Raw genomic sequence first — 22289 nt, 5'->3', positions numbered from 1 at the left:
GCCCGACCCCGCCACGACCACCGACCGGAGGCCTGATGACCACCACCGAGCCCGACGATCCGACCACCGACGTCCACGTGTTCGGGCCGTCCGACGGTCCGGTCGTGCTGGCCGTCCACGGCATGACCGGACACGGACGGCGATGGAGACCGTGGAGCGAACACCTCCCGCATGCCCGCATCGTCGCCCCCGACCTGATCGGACACGGCCACGCCGACTGGACTCCCCCGTGGTCGATCGAACGACAGGTCGAGCGGCTCGCGTCCGTGGTGCGACGGAACACCGACGGCCCCGCCGTCGTCGTGGGCCATTCCTACGGCGCGGCCTTGGCGATCCACCTGGCGCGCGCGGAGCCGACGCTGGTCGCCGGACTGGTCCTGCTCGATCCGGCAATCGGTCTGCCCGCCCGCACGATGCTCGAGGTGGCGGAGTCGACGGTGATGTACGACGACTACACGGACGAGGACGAAGCCCGGTCGGAGAAGATCCACGGCGCCTGGTCCGACGTGGACCCGGCCCTGGTGGAGGAGGAACTGGCAGTGCATCTCGTCGACGCCGGGAACGGGCGGGTGCGGTGGCGGACGTCGACGGCGGCGATCGTGGCGTCCTGGGGCGAGTTGGCCAGGCCGTTCGTCCTGCCGCCTCCCGACATCCCGGTGGTCGTGGTGCGGGCATCGAGGGTCGATCCGCCGTATGCGTCGCAGGAGTTCCGCGACGCCCTCACCGCGTCGTCGACGTCCGCCGAGCTCCTGGACTTCGACTGCGACCACATGGTTCCGCAGGCGAAGGGGCCGGAATCGGCCGCGCTGGTCGAGAAGATGCTCCGCACGATCGCCGATTCCTCGCGTCCATGAGCCGCATCACGGACGAACAGGTCGAAGCGGTGCGCGGTGTCGTCGCCGCCATCCCCGTCGGTCGTGTGAGCACCTACGGCGACATCGCGCAGGCCGTCGGCCTGCCGAGCCCTCGCATCGTCGCGTGGATCATGCGGACCGACTCGTCGGACCTCCCGTGGTACCGGGTCATCCGGGCCGACGGTCGACCGGCGCCACACCTGGCTACTCGACAGCTCGCGGCATTGGCCGACGACGGTGTGTCCGCTGTGGACGGACGTGTGCCGTTGGCATCCGTGCGTCACAGACCGGACCCGCCGGCGCAGGCCGACCTGCTAGACGACGGCCTCGGGTAGGGCGTGCGACGGCACGCTCTCACGCGGTCCGGTATCGCGGCCGTGGCCGACCAGTTCCGCGAGGACGGCGACAGCGTCGTCTATCTCACCGGGACTGCGGGAGAACGGGATTCGTTGGTTCTCGTCGAAGGCGTAACCGGTCCCGAAGCGGGATCCGGGTGCCAGCAACAATCCTCGTCCGCGTGCGGACTCGACCAGATCTGTCGACCGCAGCCCCTCCGGCAACGTGCACCACAGCGACAACCCGCCGCGAGGTCGATGGAAGGTCCATCCGGGAAGCGATCGAGTCACGGCCGCCATCGCCGCGTCCCGGCTGCGTCGTAGTTGCTCGCGACGATGCGCCACGACGGCATCGTGCTCCCCCATCAGCTCGATCGCCGTGTACTGGTCCATCATCGACACCGACAGTTGACGTCTGGCGTAGGTGGCCGCCAACCGGGACAGGTGTGCGGGATCGGCTCGGAGCCATCCGACCCGCAGCCCTCCCCACACGGTCTTGGACATGGAGCCGACCGTGATGCACGCGCGGTCCGGCAGCGGTGTTCCGAACGGCTCGATGTCGTCGTCGCCGTCGAGGTTCAGATCGACCGAGACCTCGTCGACCAGCGTCACGACGCCGTGGCGGTGCAGCGTCGCGGCGAGTCGGCGTCGAGCGTCCTGCGGCATCACCGATCCGGACGGGTTCGAGTAATCCGGCATGAGATACGCGAGAACGGGATCATGTTGTCGGGCAAGCTTGTCGGCCGCCTCGACGAAACTGTCGGGATCGGCCGGGTCGATCGGCACGGGAACACACTTGCCACCCCGTGACCGCACCATTTCGATCACCCCCGGATAGGTGGGATGTTCCGTCAGCACCCGGTTGCCCGGCTCGACGAACGTCTCGAGCACGACGTGCAGCGCGTCGCTGGCGCCGGCGGTGATCAGGATCTGCTCGGCGGTCGTCGGCAGTCCGCGCCGGGTATATCGTCGCGCGACGGCCTCTCGCAGACGGCCCACCCCTGCGGGTACGTATCCCACGTGCACCGCGAACGTTCCCAGCGCGCGGGCGGCAGCCTCGTAGGCCGGTGCCAGCAGATCCGAGGCCGGCGGCGCCGCGTTGACGAATTCGAGGACTCCCGGCTGCGTTCCTCGCAGGATTCCGCCCCACGGCTGGGAGTCACTGCGGGGGACGACGAAGGTTCCGGCGCCGTGGACCGACACGGCCACCCCGTGCTCGCGCAGTTCGCGGTAGGCCGACGCGACCGTGACACGGGATATGCCGAGCACGGAGGCGAGCACCCGCTCCGACGGCAGACGTGCATCGGACGGCACCATCCCCTCCTCGACGAGTCGGTGCAGTTCCTGCGCCAGGCCGAGGTACATCGACGTGGAGACGGCGACCACGGCGCTCATGTCGATGGCCGATGCGAGCGCTCGCGCGGAAACGCTGTCGCGGAGACGGGAGGGAGTCGTCATCCATCCACTATTGCACAGTCCACTGGCATCGAGTGGACTGCTCCATCGGCCCGAAACGGCGGCCACACTACGTCCATGATCATCATTGGAGTGCTCGCGACCGTGTCCCTTCTCAGCCTCGGCTTCGGCGCGGCAGCCGTCGTCGGCGGTGGCCGCTGCGCGTCGTCCGGTCCCCCTCGCAGTCGCTAGAGTGAAAGAATGTCGGGGCGCGCTGTGCGAATGGAGGCGCTGATCCTGGCCGGGGGACGCAGTTCTCGCATGCAGGGGACGGACAAACCGTCGGCAGTGGTGGACGGCATGTCGTTGGTCGATCGTGTCGTCGAGGCAGCCTCGTTCTGCGACACCGTGGTCGTCGTCGGCCCGTCGGACGCGGCCTCTCCCCGTGGACGACCATCCGTGCTGCATGCGCGTGAGGACCCGCCGTTCGGTGGGCCGGTGTCCGCGATCGGTGCGGGACTCACTGCCGCACAGGCCGATACGAGCGACAGCACCGATATCGTCCTGGTTCTGTCGGCGGATCTCCCCTACGTGAGCGGAAGAGAACTCCGGGAACTCGTTCACGCGCTCGAGCAGGACTTCTCCCTCGACGCCGTGTTCGGTGTGGACTCGTCGGACCGCGTGCAGTACCTGGTCGGCGCCTGGCGACGCGGCGCTCTCGAACGTGGCGTCGCAACCGCCCTGAGGTCGAGCCCTCCCGGAGACGGCCGCGGTCCGTCACTTCGCCGCGTACTCCCCGACGCGGTGACGACGATGCACCTCGCCGGCATCGACGACGTGGATACGCCGGACGAGTTGGCGGACGCACGCGGAGCGTCGGTGCGGCCCACCGTTGCACGAGCTCGCTTCCTGCTGGATCGGCGGGTTCGCCCGCTGCCTCCGCGTACGGTCCCGCCGGCCGACAGCCTCGGCGGAACGCTCGCCGCACCGATGATCGCGGCCGAACCATTCCCCGCGTTCGTGACATCGGCGATGGACGGCTACGCGGTGACCGGAGACGGGCCGTGGCGCCTCGACGACGCCGTCGTCGTGGCGGGAGACACCGCGACCGTCGCCCTCGCAGCGGGACATGCGGTCCGGATAGCCACCGGCGCAGCAGTTCCCGTCGGCGCGTCGGTCCTTCGGGACGAGTTCGCGCGGACCGACACCGCCGGCTTTCTCCATCGCCGTGACGACGCACCGGTGCGCGACGACGCCCGCCGGATCGCGGAGGACTGGGATGTCGGCACCGCACTGGCATCCGTGGGCACCACGGTGTCTCCCGCCGTACTGTCGGCAGCTCTGTCCGCGGGAGTAGCTCATGTGTCGGTGCGGCCGGCGCCGACGGTGCGCCTGGTGCTCACCGGCGACGAGATCGGCGACGATCCGCATCCCGTCGTCGGGCGCATCCGCGACACCATCGGCCCCGTCATGCCGATCTATCTCCGCTGGTGCGGGTTCTCGGTGACCGAGGTCGTGCACTGCGAGGACACCGCGGCCGCCTTCGACGACGCGGTCGCGGGAACGGGATCACCCCCGCCCGACGTAGTGGTCGTCATCGGAGCGACGGGTGGGGGCGCCGCAGATCGCCTGTCCGGCGCCCTCGTTCGAGCACGCGGGCGCAGAATCGTCGACGGATTGGCGTGCCGTCCGGGAGGGTCGGCATCGGTCAGTGTGCTGCCCGACGATCGGATCGTCGTCGGCGTGCCCGGCAATCCCTACGCCGCTGTGAGCACCGTCTGCCTTCTCGGACCGGCGCTGGCCTGCGCGCTGACCGGACGGCCTGCACCGCAGCCGGTGACGGCGGAGCTCGCTGCGGACGTGACACCGGCAACCGTGACCCGCGTCCTCCCGGCCACCTACCTCGGGCGCGGCACCTGGGCGTGCCAGGACTCGGTGCGCACCGCGCACCTGGCCGCGCTGATCGGCAGGGACGGTCTGGCCGTGATCACTCCGGAGTGGAGTCCGGGCGACCGGGTCGAGATCGTGTCGCTCCCGCAGAGATAGCGTCGACACCTGCTCGGTACCGCTGCACGATCAGATCGACCACGCCGTCGGCAATTCCCAAGGGGTCGGTCACGCCGTCCGCACCGACAGCCAGCAATCGCGTGTGGAAGAGCCCCGGCGCCAGGAGGTACGACGCGACGAAGACCTTGCCCTCACCCGATTCCCGCAGCGAGGCAACGACATCGGCCGCTCGGGGTTCCCCGGTGGCCACGTACGCGACCGTGACCTCGGACGACGTGACATCGGCGAGTTGAGCTGCGGCGGTATGGACATCGTCCAACGCGCGAACGTCGGACGATCCCGCTGCCGCGAAGACCACGCGGTCTCCGGGCTGCCAGCCGACGTCGACGAGTCGAGCGCGCAGCACATGTGCCAGACCCGTGTCGGGGCCGAGCGCGCGCGTCACGTGGACGTCGCCGTGCCCGCTCTCGCTGATCTCACGCGGGACATCGGAGTGCACGTGGTAGCCCGACGCCAGGAATGCGGGAACCACGACGACAGGATCGTCGAGATCGCGCAACACCTCGGAGGGTGTCGGGCCGAGGACGTCGACGAAGGCCACGCGGACCGGACCGACGAACGGCGCGACGGCGTCGGCCAGTGCAGCGATCACCTCGACACCGGCGGGGTTGCGCGTGCCGTGCGCCACCAGCAGAAGGCGGGGATCGGTCACGACATCGCTCCCGACCCGGCAGTCACCAGTTCGTCGGCACCGGCTTCGACGGCCAACCGGTATCCCCGCTTGACGACCGTCTGGATCGCCTTGGGCGCGCCGAGCGACGATCGGAGCCTGGCCATCGCGGTTTCGACGGCATGAGTGTCCCCACCGCCCCCGGGCAGCGCGGCCAGCAGGTCTTCCCGTGAGACGACATTGCCGGGACGACGTGCGAGCGTCTTCAGCAACGCCATGCCCGCCGGCGACAGGGCCTTCGGAACACCGTCGACCACGACGCAGGCACCGAGGACACGCAACTGGTGCCCGCCGGCATGGACGATGCCGGCGCGGCGAGGAAGTTCGTCGGCGACATGCCGTGCGAGCGCTCCGACCCGCGAGCGCGCCGGAGCCGTCGTGGGGACGTTCAGGACGTCGAGTGGAGCCGAGGTCACCGGTCCGACGCACACGGCCAGGACGCGGTCGCGGAACGACTGCAGCATCGGCTCGAGGACACCGTTCTCCTTGGCGCGCATCAGCATCGAGGCCACCGCGGGTGCACTGGTGAACGTGACCGCGTCCAGATCACCGCACAGAACGGCCTCGATCATGCGGTCCATCGGCGCCGGATCGTCCGGCTGGACCCACCGGTAGACGGGGACGGGAATCACCGTGGCGCCCGCGTCGCGGAGCACCTCGCAGAAATCCGGAACCGGTTCCCACTCGGTCGTCGCGCCGTGCAGCTGGACGGCGATACGAACCCCGTCCACACCCTCGGCGAGAAGATGGTCGAGTACCTCTGCCGACGATTCCGACTCCGGAGACCACTCTTCGCGGAGACCGGCAGCGCGGATGGCACCCTTCGCCTTGGGACCGCGGGCAAGGATGCGCGTGCGCTCGAGCGCCGACGACAACGCCTCGGCGTTGCCCCAGCCGTCGGCGGCTTCCATCCACCCCCGGAAGCCGATCCCCGTCGTGGCGACCGTGATGTCCGGCGGAGAGTCGACGATCTCCCGCGTCCTGCGACCGAGTTCCGCGTCGTCGGACAGCGGGATGATCCTGATGGCGGGCGCGTGCACGACGGTGGCCCCGCGGCGGGTCAGCAACGTGGCCAGTTCGTCGGCACGGCGCGCAGCCGTGATGCCCACCGTGAAACCTGCCAGTGGGACATCCGACGAGGTCGGCTGTTCGATCACGGCGATGTCGTCTCCGTTCCACTGTCCAGTGCACCGGGTCCGCGCGAGGTGGAACGCGGATTCGCCGACACGGCGATCAGATCATCGGCCACCATGACGTCGTACGTCGCGAGCGACGTGGTCTCGTCGTCCAGGCATGTGCCGGTCACCAGCGAGAATACCTGCTTGAGCAACGGCGATGCCACCGTCGGCTCGCCCGCACGGTCCCCGACGAGCCCGCGAGAGATGACGGCAGCGTGCGCGAAGGGGTCGATGTTGCTCACTGCGAACAGTGCATCGTCGCTCGTACGGAACAACGCCACCTGCTCTCCGCCGGGCAACAGGACCGCCACACCGCGGCCCGGAGTCAACGCGGACAGACGGGTGGCGGTGACCCACTCGCCGTCGGCGAGGTCGTGTCGTACATCGTGCGTGTGCCGTGGTGCCGAGTCGATGACAGTCATGGTGTCCTCCCTGCGGACAGTTGTACGGGTCTGGTGTTACTCGTCCGTTACGTGCGTATTTCCGGCCGGTCCGGCGCTGTCACCCCACCGGGATCGACGGCATTCCCATCAGAACGGGGACCTTGCGCTGGCCGGACTCGTCGAACGCCACGGTCGGATCCGCCTCGTCGGGCGCGTTGACGAAGGACACGAAGCGCGCCAGCTTCGCCTCGTCCTCGAGCACGCCCTTCCATTCGTCCTGGTAACCCTCGACGTGAGCAGCCATCGCCGCCTCGAGATCGGCCGCGATCCCCAGGCTGTCCTCGCACACCACGGCGCGCAGGTGATCGAGACCGCCGTCGAGGCTCTCGACCCACGGCGCGGTGCGCTGCAGACGGTCGGCAGTGCGCACGTAGAACATCAGATAGCGGTCGATGTACTGCACCAGCGTCGTGTCGTCGAGACCGGACGCGAGAAGCTGCGCGTGCTTCGGTGACTGCCCGCCGTTGCCTCCGACGTAGAGGTTCCATCCACTCTCGGTGGCGATGATGCCGACGTCCTTGCCACGCGCCTCCGCACATTCGCGCGCACAGCCCGACACCCCGAACTTGATCTTGTGCGGCGACCGCAGACCGCGGTACCGCTTCTCCAGATCGACGGCCATGCCCACCGAGTCCTGGACGCCGTAACGGCACCAGGTGGAGCCGACGCAGCTCTTCACCGTGCGCAGCGACTTCCCGTATGCCTGGCCCGACTCCATGCCGGCATCGACGAGTCGCTTCCAGATGGCGGGGAGCTGCTCGACGCGGGCGCCGAACATGTCGATACGCTGGCCGCCCGTCACCTTGGTGTACAGCCCGAAGTCGCGAGCCACCTCACCGATGACGATGAGTTGCTCCGGTGTGCACTCACCACCCGGCATGCGGGGGACGACGGAGTAGGTGCCGTTCTTCTGGATGTTCGCGAGGAAGTGATCGTTGGTGTCCTGGAGCGCGACCTGCTCGCCGTCGAGGATGTGGTCGGAGGACGTGGATGCCAGGATCGAGGCGACGACGGGCTTGCAGATATCGCAGCCGGCCCCGCGTCCGTGGGCTGCGACGAGACCGGAGAAGGTCCGGATCCCGGTGGCGGCCACGATCTCGAACAGCTCGCTCCGCGACTGGGAGAAGTGCTCACACAGCGCTTTCGACATGACGACGCCGGACGCCGCCAGCAACTGCTTGATGGTGGGAAGGCACCCGCCACAGGTGGTTCCGGCATTGGTGCAGGATTTCACCGACGCGATGTCGCAGGCACCGGCAGCGATGGCCGAGCAGATCGTGCCCTTGTCGACCGCGTTGCACGAGCACACCTCGGCATCGTCGGGAAGTGCTCCGGCGCCGAGCTTCTCGCCTGTCGGGGAGATCAGGGCAGCCGGATCGCCGGGCAGTTCGCGGCCCACGAGCGGGCGGAGGGTGGCGTACGCGGAGGCGTCTCCGATCAGGATGCCGCCGAGGAGGGTCCTCGCGTCGTCGGACAGCACCAGCTTGGCGTAGGTGCCTTTCGCGGCATCGTTCAGCACGACCTCGAGCGCGCCCTCGGTGGCGCCGAGCGCGTCGCCGAAGCTGGCGACGTCGACACCGAGCAGCTTGAGCTTGGTCGACAGGTCGGCGCCGGGGAATTCGGCGGTCCCGCCGACGAGGCGGTCGGCGACCACCTCGGCCGTCGAGTAGCCGGGGGCCACCAGTCCGTAGCACCGGCCTTCGACGGCGGCGCACTCGCCGATGGCGTAGATGTCCGGGTCTTCGGTGCGGCAGCCGATATCGGTCAGGATGCCGCCGCGTTCACCGACAGGCAGGCCGCTGGTGCGGGCCAGCGCGTCCTGCGGCCGGACGCCGGCGGAGAACACCAGCAGCGACGCGTCGATGACGGTTCCGTCGGCGAGCGTCACATCGATTCCGCGGCCGTTGTCGGCGATGGCAGAGGTGCCGACACCGGCGTGCACCGTGACCCCGAGCTCGGTCACGAGACGCTTCAGCAACGCGCCGCCGCCCTCGTCGACCTGCAACGGCATGAGTCGGGGGGCGAACTCGACGACGTGTGGTGTCATGCCCATCTGCTTCAGCGCGTTGGCGGCTTCCAGACCGAGGAGCCCACCGCCGACGACCACGCCGACCGCGCCGGGACCTGCGACATCCGCGCAGGCGCGAATGCGATCGAGGTCCTCGATGGTCCGGTAGACGAAGCATCTGTCCAGGTCGTGGCCGGGAATCGGCGGCACGAAAGGGTAGGACCCGGTGGCCATGATCAGGGCGTCGTACGGGACGGCCTCACCGTCGGCGGTGGTGACGGTCTTCGACGCGCGGTCGATCTCGGCGGCCCGCACTCCCGTGCGGAGGGTGACCGCAGGGTCGCCGACGTAGTCGTTGCCCGCCAGCGCCAGTTCCTTGTGGTCCCAGGCTCCGACATAGGACGACAGTCCGACTCGGTCGTACGCGGGAAGCGCTTCTTCGCACAGCACCGTGATCGACCACTCGCCGGCGCTGTCGCGGGCGCGCAGCGCTTCGACGAACCGGTGGCCGACCATGCCGTGTCCCACGACGACTGCTGTGCGGGTGGGGTCGGTCATGACGATCTCCTCGAGGTAGCGGTAACGGTGTCGCGGTGGATGTCCTGCGGGGCTGGGGTGTCGGGCGGATCAGCACGGTGGAGCCACTCGCACAGCCCGTCGACGACGCCGACGCAGCTGCCGCAGCCCGTGGTGGCCCTGGTCTTGTCGGCCATCGCCTCGGGGGTGTGCGCGCCGCCCCGCCAGGCGCCGACCAGCTGCTTCTTGGTGACGGTGTTGCAGCGACAGATCACCGCGCTGTCCGGCATCGTCGACGGGTTCGCGCTCTCGGTCGGGCCGCCGACGAGATGCCCCAGCAGGAGCGTCATCCGGTCGACCGGCACGAGCGAGCCACCGTCGAAGTACTGGCTGAGGGTGCCGACCACCTCGGGGTTGCCGAGCATCACGGCTCCGACCAGCCTGTCCTTGCGGACGACGACCTTGGCGTATCGGCCTCGCGTCGGGTCGCTCATCACGAGCACCTCGGACTCGAGGTCGTTCGGGTCGATGTCGATCTCGCCCATCGACGCCAGGTCGACGTCGTGGGCTTTGAGCCGCGTGATCTGAGCTGTGCCGTCGTACGTGGTGTTCGCGCCCGTGCCGCACAGCTGGTCGGCGACGACACCGGCCATCTCCCATGCGGGCTGGACGAGTCCGTACACCTCGCCGCGATGCTGGGCGCATTCTCCGATGGCGCGGATATGCGGGTCCGAGGTGCGCAGGTCGTCGTCGACGACGACGGCTCGGTCGACGAGAAGTCCTGCGGTCCGGGCCAACTCGACGTTCGGACGGATACCGGCGGCGACGACCACGAGATCGGCGGGGAGCGCGCTGCCGTCCGACAGCACCAGTTCACGAGTCCCGTCGGGTGCGGTCCGAACGGACTCCGCGCGCGCATTCAGTGCGACGTCCATGCCGAGTTCGCGGAGCACGCGAGTCAGGACGGCTCCGCCTCCGGCGTCCATCTGCTTCTCCATCGGGTAGCTGCGCGGATGGACGATGGTGACGTGGGAACCGCGCATCAGCGCTCCGCGAGCCGCTTCGATGCCGAGCAATCCGGCGCCGATCACGACGACGCGCGACCCCGGCCCCGTACCGGCGGTGATGGTGTCGCAGTCGGCGAGTGTGCGGAAGGCGACGATGCCGTCGGAGGGGGCGCCGTTCTCGTCCGTCATGCCCGGTGCCGGAGGCAGAAACGACCGCGAGCCGGTGGCGAGCACCAAGGTGTCGTACGTGTCGGCGCCCCCGTCGGAACGGGTGAGCGTCCGCGTCGCAGGGTCCACGGACGTGACCGCGACACCGATGTGCGTCTCCAGACCGTTCCGCTCGCACCAGTTCTCCGGTTTGATCCGGGTATCCCCCGGGGTCAGATGGCCGGCGACGACGTTGGAGAGCAGGATCCGGTTGTAGGCAGCATGTTTCTCGTCGCCGTAGACCACTACGCGTACCCGCTCCGCCGTCGGGTCACGTCGGTGGATCTCCTCCTGCAGCCGAGCACCGGCCAGTCCGTTCCCGACGACGACCACGCGGTGGATCTCGCTCATGCGGGTGTCCCCGTCCGCGTCGAGACCGGTGCGAGTCGTACGGCGCAGACCTTGAACTCGGGCATCCGGCTGGTCGGATCGAGAGCCGGGTTGGTGACGAGGTTGGCGCGGGCCTCGTCGGCGAAGTGGAACGGCAGGAACACCGTGTCCAGACGCATCGACGCGTCACAGACGACGCGCGCGATCACCGTTCCGCGTCGGGAGACCACGTCGGCGTCGTCGCCCGCGCCGAGGCCCGCTCGCATCGCGGTGTCGGGATGGACCTGGACGAACATCGGTCCGGCCGCGTCGGACAAGGACGGCACCCGGCGCGTCTGAGCCCCCGATTGGTAGTGAGTCAGCACCCGTCCGGTGGTGGCCAGCAAGGGATACTCGGCATCGGTGGGTTCTGCCGGTCCGATGTGGTCGACCGTGACGAATCGTGCTCGGCCGGAGGGTGTCTCGAAGCGGTCGAGGAACAGCCTCGGGGTGCCCCGGTGCGAGACCGACGTCACGGGCCAGTGCAAGGCCTCCCCTGCGTCGAGGCGGTCGTAGGTCACTCCGGAGTAGTCGGCGAGACCGCCCTCCGACGCCAGCCGCAACTCGTCGAACACGACGCGCGGGTCGCGGGGGAAGCGTTCCGGCGGCTGGCCCAGCCGTTCCGCCAGATCGGCGAGGATGTCGAGTTCACCGCGAGCTCCCTCGGGCGCGTCCATGGCTTTGCGACGCCGCAGGATCCGCCCCTCGAGCGACGTCATGGTGCCTTCTTCCTCCGCCCACTGCAGCGTGGGAAGAACGACGTCGGCCATCCTCGCGGTCTCGGACAGGACGAAGTCGGTGACGACGAGCATCTCGAGCGATGCGAGTCGGTCCACGATGTGGCCGGCGCGCGGCGCGGACACGGCGATGTTCGAGCCGTGGACCATCAGCGCCCGTGGTCCACCCGGTCGTCCGAGCGCGTCGAGCAGCTCGTAGGCGCTCAGCCCGGCGCCGGGGAGCTCGGACTCGTCGATTCCCCACACCGACGCGATGTGGTGCCGTGCAGCGGGATCGGAGATCTTGCGGTATCCGGGAAGTTGGTCGGCCTTCTGTCCGTGCTCGCGGCCGCCCTGCCCGTTGCCCTGACCGGTGATGCATCCGTACCCGGTGCCGCGCCGACCGCACAGGCCGAGCGTGAGTGCGAGACCGATGACCGCGGAGACGGTGTCCGTTCCCGATGCGTGCTGCTCGGCGCCTCGCGCAGTGAGGATGTACGCGCCGGTGCCGTTGTCGCGCGAGGCGGCCAGCAGCCGGACGGTCTCGCGAAGTCGGCCGACCGGCACGCCCGTGACGCGCTCGGTACGCTCCGGCCACCATGCGGCCGCCGCGGTCCAGAACTCGTCGAAACCCTCGGTGCGAGAGTCGATGTAGTCCCGGTCGGCATACCCTTCGACCACTGCGAGATGGATCAGACCCAGCGCCAGCGCGAGATCCGTTCCGGGAGCGAGCTGAAGATGCACGCCCCCTGCGGACAGTGCCCGGTCCACGGTGGCGGTGCGCCGGGGATCGGCGACGATCAGCCCACCGGCGTCGGCGGCTGTCCGCAGGTGTTGCACGAACGGCGGCATCGTCTCGGCGACGTTGCCACCCAGTACCAGGACGGCACGCGCGGATCCGATGTCGGCGAGCGGGAACGGAAGGCCTCGGTCGAGTCCGAAGGACTTGTTGCCGGCCGCCGCTGCCGAGGACATGCAGAACCGGCCGTTGTAGTCGATGTTCGACGTTCCGAGAGCGACACGGGCGAATTTGCCGAGCATGTAGGACTTCTCGTTGGTCAGTCCCCCGGCGCCGAAGATGCCGACGGCATCGGCGCCGTGGTCGCGTCGGATGCGCCGCACCGTGTCGGCGATCAGGTCGAGCGCGCGGTCCCAGGTCGTCGGGACCAACTCACCGTCCTGCCGCACGAGCGGTGTGGTGAGGCGTCCGGGAACACGGAGTACCTCGGCGGCGGTCCACCCCTTCTGGCACAGACCGCCCTTGTTGGTGGGAAACTGTCGGGCTTCGATGCCCGCCTCCGCTGCATCCGAGCCGGTGACGGTCATCGCGCACTGCAGTCCGCAGTACGGGCAGTGGGTCGCCGTTCCTGCGTGAGCGGTCGTGCCCGTGACGGACGACGGAACGGATGCAGCGACGGTCATACGGTGATCACGCTCGCTGCCTCGGACGTCGAGCTCTTGCGGAGGTAGACGGCCCAGGTGGCCGCTGCGCAGAGGACGTAGAAGATCAGGAAGACCCAGAACGCGGACGTGGCGGACTTGGCCGTGCCGGAGTACGACGCGCGGAGAACCAGGTTGATGGCTACGCCGCCGAGTGCGCCGATGGCGCCGGCGATGCCGATGAGCGCGCCGGACATACGGCGCGACCAGGCAGCCTGCTCGTCGCTCGACATGCCGACCAGTTCGGTGGACTTCGCCGCGAAGATCGCCGGGATCATCTTGTAGACGGATCCGTTGCCCAGGCCCGACAGGACGAACAGCAGGATGAAGCCGATGACGTAGAAGATCATCATCGAGCCGGTCGCGGCTCCCGCCGTCGAGTCGTCGGACATCGACGTGGCCACCAGGATTCCGGCGGAGAAGATCATGGCGACGAAGGTGTACATCGTGATCCGCCCACCGCCGACACGGTCGGCGAACTTGCCGCCGATGGGCCGCGAGAGGGATCCGAGCAACGGTCCGATGAAGGCGATCTGCGCGGCGTGCAGCGACGCCTGCGCCTGCATCGCCGGGGTTACCGCTCCCCCGTCGGCGAGGCCGGCCAGGAAGTTGATCTGCAGGATCTGTCCGAACGCGAAGCTGTAACCGATGAACGACCCGAACGTACCGATGTAGAGGAAGGCGATCCACCACGAGTCCGAGAAGCGGAGGACGTCGATCATGGAGCGCCCGTTGGTTTTCTGGTTGTCGAGGTTGTCCATGTACAGCGCGGCACCCACCGCTGCCAGTGCGATGAAGACGAGGTAGACGGCGCAGACGATCTCGGGTGCGGTGTTGCCGACCGTGGCGATGACGAGCAGGCCGATCAACTGGATGACAGGGACGCCGATGTTGCCGCCGCCCGCGTTCAGGCCGAGGGCCCAGCCCTTCTCACGCTGCGGGTAGAACGCATTGATGTTCGTCATCGACGACGCGAAGTTGCCTCCGCCCAGTCCCGCGAACGCCGCCACGATCAGGTACGTCGTGTACGAGGCCGGGTTCATCATGAAGTACAGGGTCAGCACCGTCGGGATCAGCAGCACCAGGGCGCTGAAGATGGTCCAGTTGCGTCCGCCGAACTTGGCCGTGGCGAAGGTGTACGGGATGCGCAGGATCGCGCCCACCAGGGTGGGGACGGCCACGAGGAAGAACTTGCCCGCAGGGTCGATCCCGTACTGGGCCATCGGCATGAAGAGGACCATGACCGACCAGATGGACCAGATCGAGAAGCCGACATGCTCGGCGACGACGGACCAGAGGAGATTGCGCTTGGCGATCTGCTTGCCGCCGGCCTCCCAGGCCTCGACGTCCTCGGCGTCCCAGTTCGAGATGTGGTGCCGACGAACCTCTGGGGCGGTACCGGTGGGCGCCGCGGCAGCGCCGGTGTCCGACAAGCTGGTCACGAGTGGCCTCCTGATCTGTGGGGAAGCCCAAAGATAGGAAAACCATGTTGCGGCGGCGCTGCACGGCGTGACCCGTGCGTGAACTTGACCTCACGGCAGTGTTTCGCCGGTGGTGAGGGCCGCGGGAGCTACCCGGCCGGGGTCACGCGGCGACGACGTCCTCGAGCATGCGCGGTCGGCACGCCGCCCTGGCCGCGACGAGGAGCACGACGACACCACCGCTGAGGAAGGCGAAGGACCACTCCCAACCGCCCGAAAGCTCGTGCAGCACACCGAAGAGAATGGGACCGGCGCACGCGATGATGTAGCCGGCGCCCTGCGTGAAGCCCGACAACGACGCGGATCCGGCAGCCGTACGTGTCCTCAGATTGATGAGGGTCAGCGACATCGGGAAGGTGATGGGTCCTGCGCCGAGCAGGATGACCCACAGCACCGTTCCGCTCGACGGCGACCACAGCAGGCCGGCGAAACCGGCGATGTAGAGCACCGCGCACCCGATGACGATGGGGTACGGATCGATCATCCTGCTCGTCAGCGACGGTGCGATCAGCGACCCCGTCAGCCCGACGGCCGCGAAGACGCCGAGCGACGCACCTGCGGCACCCTCCCCGATTCCCGCCTCGACGAGCAGCGACGGCAGCCAGGTCAGCATCGAGTACGTGACCATCGAGGTCATGGCGAACATTCCCGCCATCCCCCAGCCCAGCGATGTCTTCCAGACGGGGATCGATGCCGCCACGGGCAGGGCAGGTTCGGGTGTGGCCGGCTCCGGGCCGGCCGACGTCTCGGTCGGAGCTGCCGCTGCCGCCCGCGCGGTGCTCGTCCGCCGCGTCAGCACGACCGCCGTCCACGGCACGACCGCCGCCACGGCCGCCAGACCCCACATCGCGAGCGACCAGCGCCACCCCAGAGCATCGGCCACCGGAACGGCGGTGAGGGTCGGAACGATCGTGCCCAACTGCAGGAGGCAGATGTAGACCGTGCTCATCATGGCCAGGCGATCCGAGAAGTATCGCTTGACCAGCGGAGGAATCACCACATTGCCGACACCCATGCCGGCGAGGGCGACCGCGGAGAGCAGAAGGAGCGACCCGTACCCCGGCGCGAAGGAGCGCGCGAAGATGCCGATCGCTGTCAGGGCCGCCGCGGCGAGCGCAGTCCGCTCGAGCCCCAGGCGCGAGGTGACGACAGGGGTCGCCACGCCGAAGACGGCGAACATCAGGGTCGGCAGCATGCCCAGGACGCCGATCGCGCCGGCACCGAAGCCGAGATCGTCGCCGATGCGCGGGAACAGCGGCGAGACGGACGTGACCGCGGCGCGGAGGGTGAACGCGGACAGGATGATCGCGGCGAACACCAGGAGCCGCCCCTGCAGGGTGGACCGCGTCCGGGACACGGCGGTGGTCGGCGCGGCAGTTGTCATGCGGGAAATCATAGGATGATCCGACTACCCGTGGCAAAGGCTCTACCATGGGACCGGTCACGACCGTCCCCCACAGGAAGAACCGACGTGCAACCTGTTCGACGACAGAGCCTGATCGGCCAGGTCACCGACCAGCTCCGCGGCGAGATCGAGTCCGGGAACTGGCCCGTCGGCGCCAGGATTCCCACCGAACCCGAACTCACCGAACTCACCGGAACCGGGCGCAACACTGTCCGCGAGGCCGTCCAGGCCTTGGTTCACGCCGGGATGCTGGAGAGGCGACAGGGCTCCGGAACCTACGTCACCGCATCCTCCGACGTCCCGTCCGCCATGGGGAAGTACTTCTCCTCGGCGCGGCGACGCGACGTGTTCGAACTGCGCCGGGCTCTGGACACCACCGCCGCGACGCTGGCGGCCGAGCGGCGCACGGACGACGACGTCCGAATTCTCCAGGACACGCTGGCCCGCCGCACGCAGTTGTGGGACGTCGACCGTACGCAGGCACTGCATCTCGACGTCGCACTTCACCGCGCCATCGTCGCCGCGAGCCACAACAGCATCTACCTCGAGGTCTACGACTTCCTGTTGCCGAGCATCGAGGAGACCATCGTCGACCACAGCGCCGGCTCCGATCGCGCCTTCCACGACGAGCACGCGGCACTGGTCCACGCGGTCGTGGCCGGCGACGCCGATGCAGCGGCCACCGCCGCGCGATGCTTCTTCACGGTGCTGGCCGCCGACGGCGCCGACTGATCGGAGCCGCCCCGCCGCTACAGGATGAGTCGGATCAGGTCCGCCGTCCGCGCCAGGCCGGGGAACGCCTCCGCGGTGGATCGTGGGTGCAGAGCGTGCACGGCGAGCCGGAACATGACGGCGCGCAACAACATCTGTGGCCATTCCGGCATATCGTCCCACCGGCCGATCAGTCCGTCGTCCGCACCGCCCCACGACAACGCGTCGACGACGACGACCGCGGCAGCCCAGGACGCGGGACGCCAGTACGGGGTGATGTCGGTGATCCCCGGCGCCTGGACGCCGTCGAACAGGACCGTGCCGAACAGATCTCCGTGCACGAGCTGGTCCGGGGACTCGACGGGGCGACGCAGCGTCGCCAATTGGCCGATGATCTCGATGCTGCGGAGTCCGTCGGTCGAGGTCGGTTCGATCGCTCCCCCGGCACGCGCCGAGCGGAACGGGACCGTCTCCCACGCCGCGCGGTCGGCGGCGGCGAACACGTCGACGTCCGTCCAGGGCGCAACCGGAGCCTGGGTCAGGAACCGAGGCTTCTCGAGCTGAGACGTCGCGACGTGCAACCGGGTCGCCAGGGACACCACCTCGTCGTGGCGTGGTTCGGGGACCCCCTCGATGTAGGTGTCCGCGCGCCACCCCGACACGACGTACCTGCCGTCGGTCGAGCGGACCGGGTGCGCCAGCCGAACACCTTCCACCGCAAGGGTTTCGCGGACCTTCGCCGACCACGCACCGCGGGCGTGGTCGGCCACCGGCGAGAGCACCACGTCACCGAGGCGCCATCCTCCGTCCCAGTCCGCACCGAGTGCCACCGGCGACACATCGCGCAGGCCGAACGTTCCGATGACGTGCTGGGGAGGTTCCGCCGAAGTCATGACGGCCACCGTACCGCCGTCGGCGGGTCGGTTTCTCTCCCCGCCGAGCGTGTCCGCCCGGTGTTCGGCGCGTCCGAGCGTTCAGTACGTCGGGAGCGACGGATCCACGTCGCGTGTCCATGCCTCGATGCCACCGCGCAGATGGTGCACATCGGTCATGCCCGCCGCGCGCAGTGCGACCAATGCCTCCGCGGACCGTATGCCGGTCTTGCAGTAGAGGACGACCGGTCGATCCTGTGGGAGCGACGTCATCGCATCGCCGCGCAGGATATCGGCGAGCGGGATCAGCGACGCGCCGTCGAGATGGACGATGTCCCACTCGACCGGGTCGCGGACATCGATCAAGGAGACGGGGCCGGAGCCGTCGAGCAGCGCACGGACCTGCACAGGATCGAGATCGCCGTCGACGGAGACCACCGCCGGGGCGGGGCTGATCACGCCGCAGGAGACCTCGTAGTCGGACTCCACCGCGGTGACGGGCACGCGGGACGGATCACGCCGCAGCGTCACGGTGCGGAAGGTCATCGTGCGGGCGTCGTAGATCAGGAGACGGCCGAGCAGCGTGTCCCCCATGCCCGTGACCAGTTTGACGGCCTCCGTCGCCATGATCGATCCGACCACGCCGCACAGGACTCCCAGCACACCCGCTTCCGAACACGACGGCACCGTCCCCGGCTCGGGGGGATCCGGATACAGATCCCGGTAGTCCACCCCCCTCCCGCCGGGAGCGGCGTCCCAGAAGACGGAGATCTGCCCGTCGAAGCGGTAGATCGACCCCCACACGTACGGCACGCCGGCCACGGCGGCGGCATCGTTCACCAGGTACCGCGTCGCGAAGTTGTCGGTGCCGTCGACCACGAGGTCGTACTGCCGGAAGATGTTGACCGCGTTGCGCGGTTCGAGTCTGACCTGATGCATCCGCACCTCGATCGTCGAATCCACCGCGGCGATGGACTCGCGGGCGCTCTGGGCCTTGGACCGCCCGATGTCCGCTTCGCCGTGGATGATCTGGCGCTGCAGGTTGGACGCATCCACCTCGTCGAATTCGACGATCCCCAGCGTGCCGACACCCGCGGACGCGAGGTAGAGCAGGACCGGGGAGCCGAGCCCGCCGGCGCCGACCACGAGGATCCGAGCGTTCCTCAGGCGGCGCTGTCCGAGGACACCCACGTCGGGCAGCAGGAGGTGACGGCTGTAGCGGGCCACCTGCTCACGGGAGAGCTCCGGTCCCGGATGGACCAGCGGTGCGAGCTCGCGGGGACGTGACGGCACGGTCACGCCCTCGGATAGGGCCACGGGTTGAAGCGACAGGTCTTGCCGTCCATCGGAACCACACCTTCGGGGTCGAGAACGGCGATGTCGTCGTTCGCCGTTCCGAACGTCTGCTGCATCATGATCGGCGCCAGACCGCCGTCCGTCTCGCACGGTTGGTGGGCCTGGTAGCCGATGGCGTGGCCGACCTCGTGGTTGATCTGGTACTGCCGGTAGGACCCGATGTCGCCCTGGAACGCCACCGCGCCGCGCACCCAGCGCGGCTCGTTGAGCACCACGCGTCCGATGCCGGGGTTGTAGCAGGACACCTCGAGCTGGATGTCGTACCCGCACGCGTCGCGGATGGTCAGCTGCGAGGTCAGGGACACGCGGAAGTCGGGATCACCGGTGTCGACGCGTCGGAACGCGAACCGCTGGTCGTTGGTCCAGCTCTTGGGGTTACCCAGGGTCTGATCGACCAGGCGGCCGAACGACTCGTCCCCGCCGAAGCCTGTCGTGTCTACGCCGTCCTCGATCTCCACGGAGTACGTGAACGTCCGCTCCGTGCCCTGACCCACCTGATCGGTGGTTCCCGGCACCACACGCCACGTTCCCGCTCCCTGCACCGCGAACTGACCACCGTCCGGGAGCTGGCCGGACGGCACGGTCTCGGCGAAGTTGCCGTCCGCGGCGGGCGGTACGCCGATGACGCCGGTGCCGTCCGAGGTGTTGCTCAGAGCGGGGAACCCGGGAGCGGAATCGGTGGAGATCGCGGTGCCGGGATCGCGGATCGCATCGACGACGACCAGGATCGTGACCACCGCCAGGACGGGAATCGCGTACGCGCGCCATCCGTACGTGGCGGTGAAGCGGCCGAGGCGACTGCGCTTGCGCGCACTGCGCTCCGGCCGCGCGGGGCGCTGCCGGGACGGGTCCACAGCGGTGGGATCCCACTGCGCCCGCAACGGCTGATGCGACCGTCGGGCGCGGTCGTCACGCGCCTCGGACTCTCGCTGCGGCTGCCGTCGGTCGTTCACGGATCCAGGTTCTCACACGCGTCTGCGGCCCTGGCTCGGCGCGCCGGGGTATCGTCGTCACGATCTGCAGTACGACATGCCGCGTTAATTCCGATGCCTGAGTGATCCTCGTCCACCGGTACAGCGGCGGATGGGACAGAAGAACCACATGACTGACGTCACCGACCGCAGCTCCTCCGTGGGCAACTCGACAGGTGGCACTTCGGGGGGCAGTAGATCCGCGAGCGGCACGCCGCCGACGAACGGTGGTCGACGCAGTGCTCGGCTCCCCCGTGATGCCCGTCGCGCCCAGCTGCTCGCCGCGGCGAGCGAGATCTTCGTCGCCCGCGGGTACCACTCCGCCGGTATGGACGAGATCGCCGAGTGCGCCGGGGTGAGCAAACCCGTTCTGTACCAGCACTTCCCCGGAAAGCTGGATCTGTACGTCGCGGTTCTCCAGAACTACGTCGACAGCCTCATCTCCGGCCTGCGCCAGGCCCTGCGATCGACGACGGACAACCACAAGCGTGTGCGAGCGGCCGTCCTGGCGTTCTACGACTTCGTCGACAACGACAGCCAAGGATTCCGGCTCGTCTTCGAGTCCGACCTGATGGGTGACCCGCAGGTGCAGAGCCGCGTCGACCAGGCGACGGAAGCCTGCGTCGACGCCGTCTTCGACCTGGTCAGCCACGACTCGGGCCTGGACCCGCACCGGGCCCGCATCCTTGCCGTCGGCCTGGTGGGCACCAGCCAGTTCACCGCGCGCTACTGGCTCGAAGCCGACCGCCCCATCACCAAGGAGGAAGCGGTGGACACCACCGTGACCCTCGCCTGGGGCGGCTTGTCGCACGTCCCCCTGCAGTCCCAGTAACCCGTAGCCGGATACGCCGACGGCCCCGCACTCGCGAGTGCGGGGCCGTCCGTGCGTGAACGAGTGGCGTCAGGCGCGACCGGACGACGCGAATCCGACGCGTCGACTGTCGGACGGGCCGATCTCGACGTACGCCAGCTTCCCGGCGGGAACCAGGAACTTGCGTCCCTTCTCGTCCACCAGGGACAGAACACCCTCACCGCCGAACGCTGCGGACACGAGCGACTCGACTTCCTCGGGAGTCTGCGCGCTGTTGACCACCAGTTCCCGTGGGCTGTCCGAAATTCCGATCTTGACCTCCACGGTCGACCTCCGAAAACGTTGTCACGAACCTGCTGTCCGTTCCAGGCTAGTGCAGCACCGGCGGCCGGGGAGGCCGCGGCACACACGCCCACAGCGAACAGGCACGCGTCAGACGAGTCCGAGCGTGGCCATCCTCTCGGAGTGACGGATCTGCATCCGATCGAAGAGCGCGACGATGCCGTTGAAGTCGCCGGACGCCGTCATGACCAGCTCGGTCAGTTCCTCGCGCTGCGCCAGCACGAACTGCGCCTGCGTGATGGCCTCCCCCAGAAGCCTTCTGCCCCACAACATCAACCGATCCTTGTCGGCCGAGCTGGCTGCCACCCGCGCCAACACCTCGGTGACGACGAATTCGGAGTGGCCCGTCTCGGCGAGCACGTCACGGACCGTCGAGGCGACGTCGGACGGCAGGCTGTGCGCGATCTCGCGATAGAAGTCCGCTGCCAGACCGTCGGCGACGTAGGTCTTGACCAGGACCTCCATCCACGTCGAGGGCAGGGTCGACGCGTGATAGGCGTCGAGCGCGGCGGAGAACGGTTCGGTGACGGACAGGACGTCGCGTCCCCGCTCGCGCAGCGCGGCCTCGAGCACCTCGAAGTGGTTCATCTCCGCGGCCGCCATGCTCGCCATCGCGATGCGGTCACCCAGTGTCGGCGCCATCCGGGCGTCGTCGACGAGACGGTAGAAGGCGGAGATCTCACCGTAGGCGAGGACGCCGAGAAGACTCACGATTCCGGGGTGGTCGGGGGGCACCGTGGTCGACGGATCGCCGGACAGCGCCGGGGCCGCCTCGGGGGTGGGGGACGGACGATCCGAGTTCACTGACATGACTGCCGAGACTACCGTCGTCGACGCATCCACGGGCGTCCGCGACGGGCCTGCGCGGAGACGATCCGAGCGCTCGGTGCCCGACCAGGTAGAATCGCCCGAGAGCTCGCTTGTCGAGGCCGATTCCGGCCCGACTCGTGGCGACGGTCGTTCGTCGCCACAGCCGCCTTCGATTCGCGGCAGCGTGCTCATGACATTGTGCGCGCACCTGATTCGTGTCTGCCGCCGATCGTGTCGCCGCATCGCCGGCCGACGCAGGCGGCAGCCTGACGGCGAATTCGAGGGCATCGGCCGTCGATCGGCCTGGCCCTCGTCGTGCGTGCGA

General features: G+C 68.8%; 19 protein-coding genes. 5 read left to right on the top strand and 14 right to left on the bottom strand.

What is annotated here, in order from left to right; genetic code table 11:
• Positions 1-35: 35 nt before the first annotated feature.
• Positions 36-854, top strand: a complete 819-nt coding sequence (locus RU01_RS04370; RefSeq protein WP_042573259.1) for an alpha/beta fold hydrolase — start codon at positions 36-38, stop codon at positions 852-854.
• Positions 851-1189 carry an MGMT family protein gene (locus RU01_RS04365; protein WP_042573258.1) on the top strand — a complete coding sequence of 113 codons (339 nt, stop codon included), beginning with the start codon at positions 851-853 and terminating at the stop codon, positions 1187-1189. The genes RU01_RS04370 and RU01_RS04365 overlap by 4 nt, the downstream gene beginning before the upstream one ends.
• On the opposite strand, the gene yczR is transcribed toward RU01_RS04365, so the two are convergent.
• The gene (gene yczR / locus RU01_RS04360) at positions 1169-2647 is read right to left on the bottom strand and encodes an aminotransferase-like domain-containing protein (RefSeq protein ID WP_082042874.1); all 1479 of its coding nucleotides are present in this window, start codon (positions 2645-2647) and stop codon (positions 1169-1171) included. The two genes, RU01_RS04365 and yczR, sit on opposite strands and share 21 nt — an antisense overlap.
• A gap of 198 nt (positions 2648-2845) precedes the next feature.
• Between yczR and RU01_RS04355 the strand changes: the two genes are divergently transcribed.
• Positions 2846-4630 (top strand): NTP transferase domain-containing protein, encoded by a 1785-nt coding sequence (locus tag RU01_RS04355; RefSeq protein ID WP_082042873.1) that lies wholly within the window; start codon positions 2846-2848, stop codon positions 4628-4630.
• Here the strand turns inward: RU01_RS04355 and RU01_RS04350 are convergent.
• The 8 genes from RU01_RS04350 to RU01_RS04315 all read right to left on the bottom strand — a co-directional run bounded on the left by RU01_RS04350 (position 4572) and on the right by RU01_RS04315 (position 16070).
• Complete coding sequence (locus RU01_RS04350) at positions 4572-5303, bottom strand: sirohydrochlorin chelatase (protein ID WP_042573256.1); 732 nt, start codon at positions 5301-5303, stop codon at positions 4572-4574. The two genes, RU01_RS04355 and RU01_RS04350, sit on opposite strands and share 59 nt — an antisense overlap.
• Positions 5300-6478: a uroporphyrinogen-III synthase gene (locus RU01_RS04345; protein WP_442970441.1), complete on the bottom strand. Its 1179-nt coding sequence runs from the start codon at positions 6476-6478 to the stop codon at positions 5300-5302. The genes RU01_RS04350 and RU01_RS04345 overlap by 4 nt, the downstream gene beginning before the upstream one ends.
• Complete coding sequence (gene nirD, locus RU01_RS04340; RefSeq protein ID WP_082042872.1) at positions 6475-6921, bottom strand: nitrite reductase small subunit NirD; 447 nt, start codon at positions 6919-6921, stop codon at positions 6475-6477. The genes RU01_RS04345 and nirD overlap by 4 nt, the downstream gene beginning before the upstream one ends.
• A 79-nt stretch (positions 6922-7000) precedes the next feature.
• Entirely contained in the window at positions 7001-9508 is a 2508-nt protein-coding gene (gene nirB / locus RU01_RS04335; RefSeq protein WP_042573255.1) for a nitrite reductase large subunit NirB, read from the bottom strand.
• On the bottom strand, positions 9505-11031 hold the full coding sequence (locus RU01_RS04330) for an FAD-dependent oxidoreductase (protein WP_042573254.1): 1527 nt from the start codon (positions 11029-11031) through the stop codon (positions 9505-9507). The genes nirB and RU01_RS04330 overlap by 4 nt, the downstream gene beginning before the upstream one ends.
• Positions 11028-13187: a molybdopterin oxidoreductase family protein gene (locus RU01_RS04325; RefSeq protein WP_042573253.1), complete on the bottom strand. Its 2160-nt coding sequence runs from the start codon at positions 13185-13187 to the stop codon at positions 11028-11030. The genes RU01_RS04330 and RU01_RS04325 overlap by 4 nt, the downstream gene beginning before the upstream one ends.
• Positions 13184-14638: a nitrate/nitrite transporter gene (locus RU01_RS04320; RefSeq protein WP_042573389.1), complete on the bottom strand. Its 1455-nt coding sequence runs from the start codon at positions 14636-14638 to the stop codon at positions 13184-13186. Before RU01_RS04320 ends, RU01_RS04325 begins: the two co-directional genes overlap by 4 nt.
• 151 nt (positions 14639-14789) lie before the next feature.
• Positions 14790-16070 carry an MFS transporter gene (locus tag RU01_RS04315; protein ID WP_042573252.1) on the bottom strand — a complete coding sequence of 427 codons (1281 nt, stop codon included), beginning with the start codon at positions 16068-16070 and terminating at the stop codon, positions 14790-14792.
• Positions 16071-16157: 87 nt separating this feature from the next.
• Between RU01_RS04315 and RU01_RS04310 the strand changes: the two genes are divergently transcribed.
• On the top strand, positions 16158-16823 hold the full coding sequence (locus tag RU01_RS04310; RefSeq protein ID WP_042573251.1) for a FadR/GntR family transcriptional regulator: 666 nt from the start codon (positions 16158-16160) through the stop codon (positions 16821-16823).
• 17 nt (positions 16824-16840) lie between these two features.
• Here the strand turns inward: RU01_RS04310 and RU01_RS04305 are convergent, their stop codons facing one another.
• From RU01_RS04305 to RU01_RS04295, 3 genes are all read right to left on the bottom strand, one after another.
• Complete coding sequence (locus RU01_RS04305; RefSeq protein WP_042573388.1) at positions 16841-17695, bottom strand: TIGR02569 family protein; 855 nt, start codon at positions 17693-17695, stop codon at positions 16841-16843.
• A gap of 81 nt (positions 17696-17776) precedes the next feature.
• Positions 17777-18967: a molybdopterin-synthase adenylyltransferase MoeB gene (gene moeB / locus RU01_RS04300; protein WP_042573387.1), complete on the bottom strand. Its 1191-nt coding sequence runs from the start codon at positions 18965-18967 to the stop codon at positions 17777-17779.
• Positions 18968-18969: 2 nt separating this feature from the next.
• On the bottom strand, positions 18970-19983 hold the full coding sequence (locus tag RU01_RS04295) for a DUF3152 domain-containing protein (RefSeq protein ID WP_042573250.1): 1014 nt from the start codon (positions 19981-19983) through the stop codon (positions 18970-18972).
• A gap of 148 nt (positions 19984-20131) precedes the next feature.
• Between RU01_RS04295 and RU01_RS04290 the strand changes: the two genes are divergently transcribed.
• Positions 20132-20833, top strand: coding sequence for a TetR/AcrR family transcriptional regulator (locus tag RU01_RS04290; protein ID WP_042573386.1), 702 nt, complete (start codon positions 20132-20134; stop codon positions 20831-20833).
• Between the two features lie 69 nt (positions 20834-20902).
• Here the strand turns inward: RU01_RS04290 and RU01_RS04285 are convergent, their stop codons facing one another.
• Positions 20903-21136 carry a DUF3107 domain-containing protein gene (locus tag RU01_RS04285; RefSeq protein ID WP_042573249.1) on the bottom strand — a complete coding sequence of 78 codons (234 nt, stop codon included), beginning with the start codon at positions 21134-21136 and terminating at the stop codon, positions 20903-20905.
• Between the two features lie 108 nt (positions 21137-21244).
• A complete protein-coding gene (locus tag RU01_RS04280) occupies positions 21245-21964 on the bottom strand; it encodes a ferritin-like fold-containing protein (RefSeq protein ID WP_082042897.1) in 720 nt (239 codons plus the stop codon).
• Between the last annotated feature and the right edge of the window lie 325 nt (positions 21965-22289).

Origin of the sequence: Rhodococcus sp. MEB064 (genome assembly GCF_000834565.1) — a bacterium.
GTDB lineage: Bacteria > Actinomycetota > Actinomycetes > Mycobacteriales > Mycobacteriaceae > Rhodococcoides.
This window is presented reverse-complemented; position numbering and strand designations above follow the sequence as displayed.

Excerpts from the sequence above, each read along its gene's own strand:
- RU01_RS04370 (WP_042573259.1), top strand. The coding sequence starts at position 36 with ATGACCACCACCGAGCCCGACGATCCGACCACCGACGTCCACGTGTTC.
- RU01_RS04365 (WP_042573258.1), top strand. The coding sequence starts at position 851 with ATGAGCCGCATCACGGACGAACAGGTCGAAGCGGTGCGCGGTGTCGTC.
- yczR (WP_082042874.1), bottom strand. The coding sequence starts at position 2,647 with ATGACGACTCCCTCCCGTCTCCGCGACAGCGTTTCCGCGCGAGCGCTC.
- RU01_RS04355 (WP_082042873.1), top strand. The coding sequence starts at position 2,846 with ATGTCGGGGCGCGCTGTGCGAATGGAGGCGCTGATCCTGGCCGGGGGA.
- nirD (WP_082042872.1), bottom strand. The coding sequence starts at position 6,921 with ATGACTGTCATCGACTCGGCACCACGGCACACGCACGATGTACGACAC.
- nirB (WP_042573255.1), bottom strand. The coding sequence starts at position 9,508 with ATGACCGACCCCACCCGCACAGCAGTCGTCGTGGGACACGGCATGGTC.
- RU01_RS04330 (WP_042573254.1), bottom strand. The coding sequence starts at position 11,031 with ATGAGCGAGATCCACCGCGTGGTCGTCGTCGGGAACGGACTGGCCGGT.
- RU01_RS04325 (WP_042573253.1), bottom strand. The coding sequence starts at position 13,187 with ATGACCGTCGCTGCATCCGTTCCGTCGTCCGTCACGGGCACGACCGCT.
- RU01_RS04315 (WP_042573252.1), bottom strand. The coding sequence starts at position 16,070 with ATGACAACTGCCGCGCCGACCACCGCCGTGTCCCGGACGCGGTCCACC.
- RU01_RS04305 (WP_042573388.1), bottom strand. The coding sequence starts at position 17,695 with ATGACTTCGGCGGAACCTCCCCAGCACGTCATCGGAACGTTCGGCCTG.
- RU01_RS04290 (WP_042573386.1), top strand. The coding sequence starts at position 20,132 with ATGACTGACGTCACCGACCGCAGCTCCTCCGTGGGCAACTCGACAGGT.
- RU01_RS04280 (WP_082042897.1), bottom strand. The coding sequence starts at position 21,964 with ATGTCAGTGAACTCGGATCGTCCGTCCCCCACCCCCGAGGCGGCCCCG.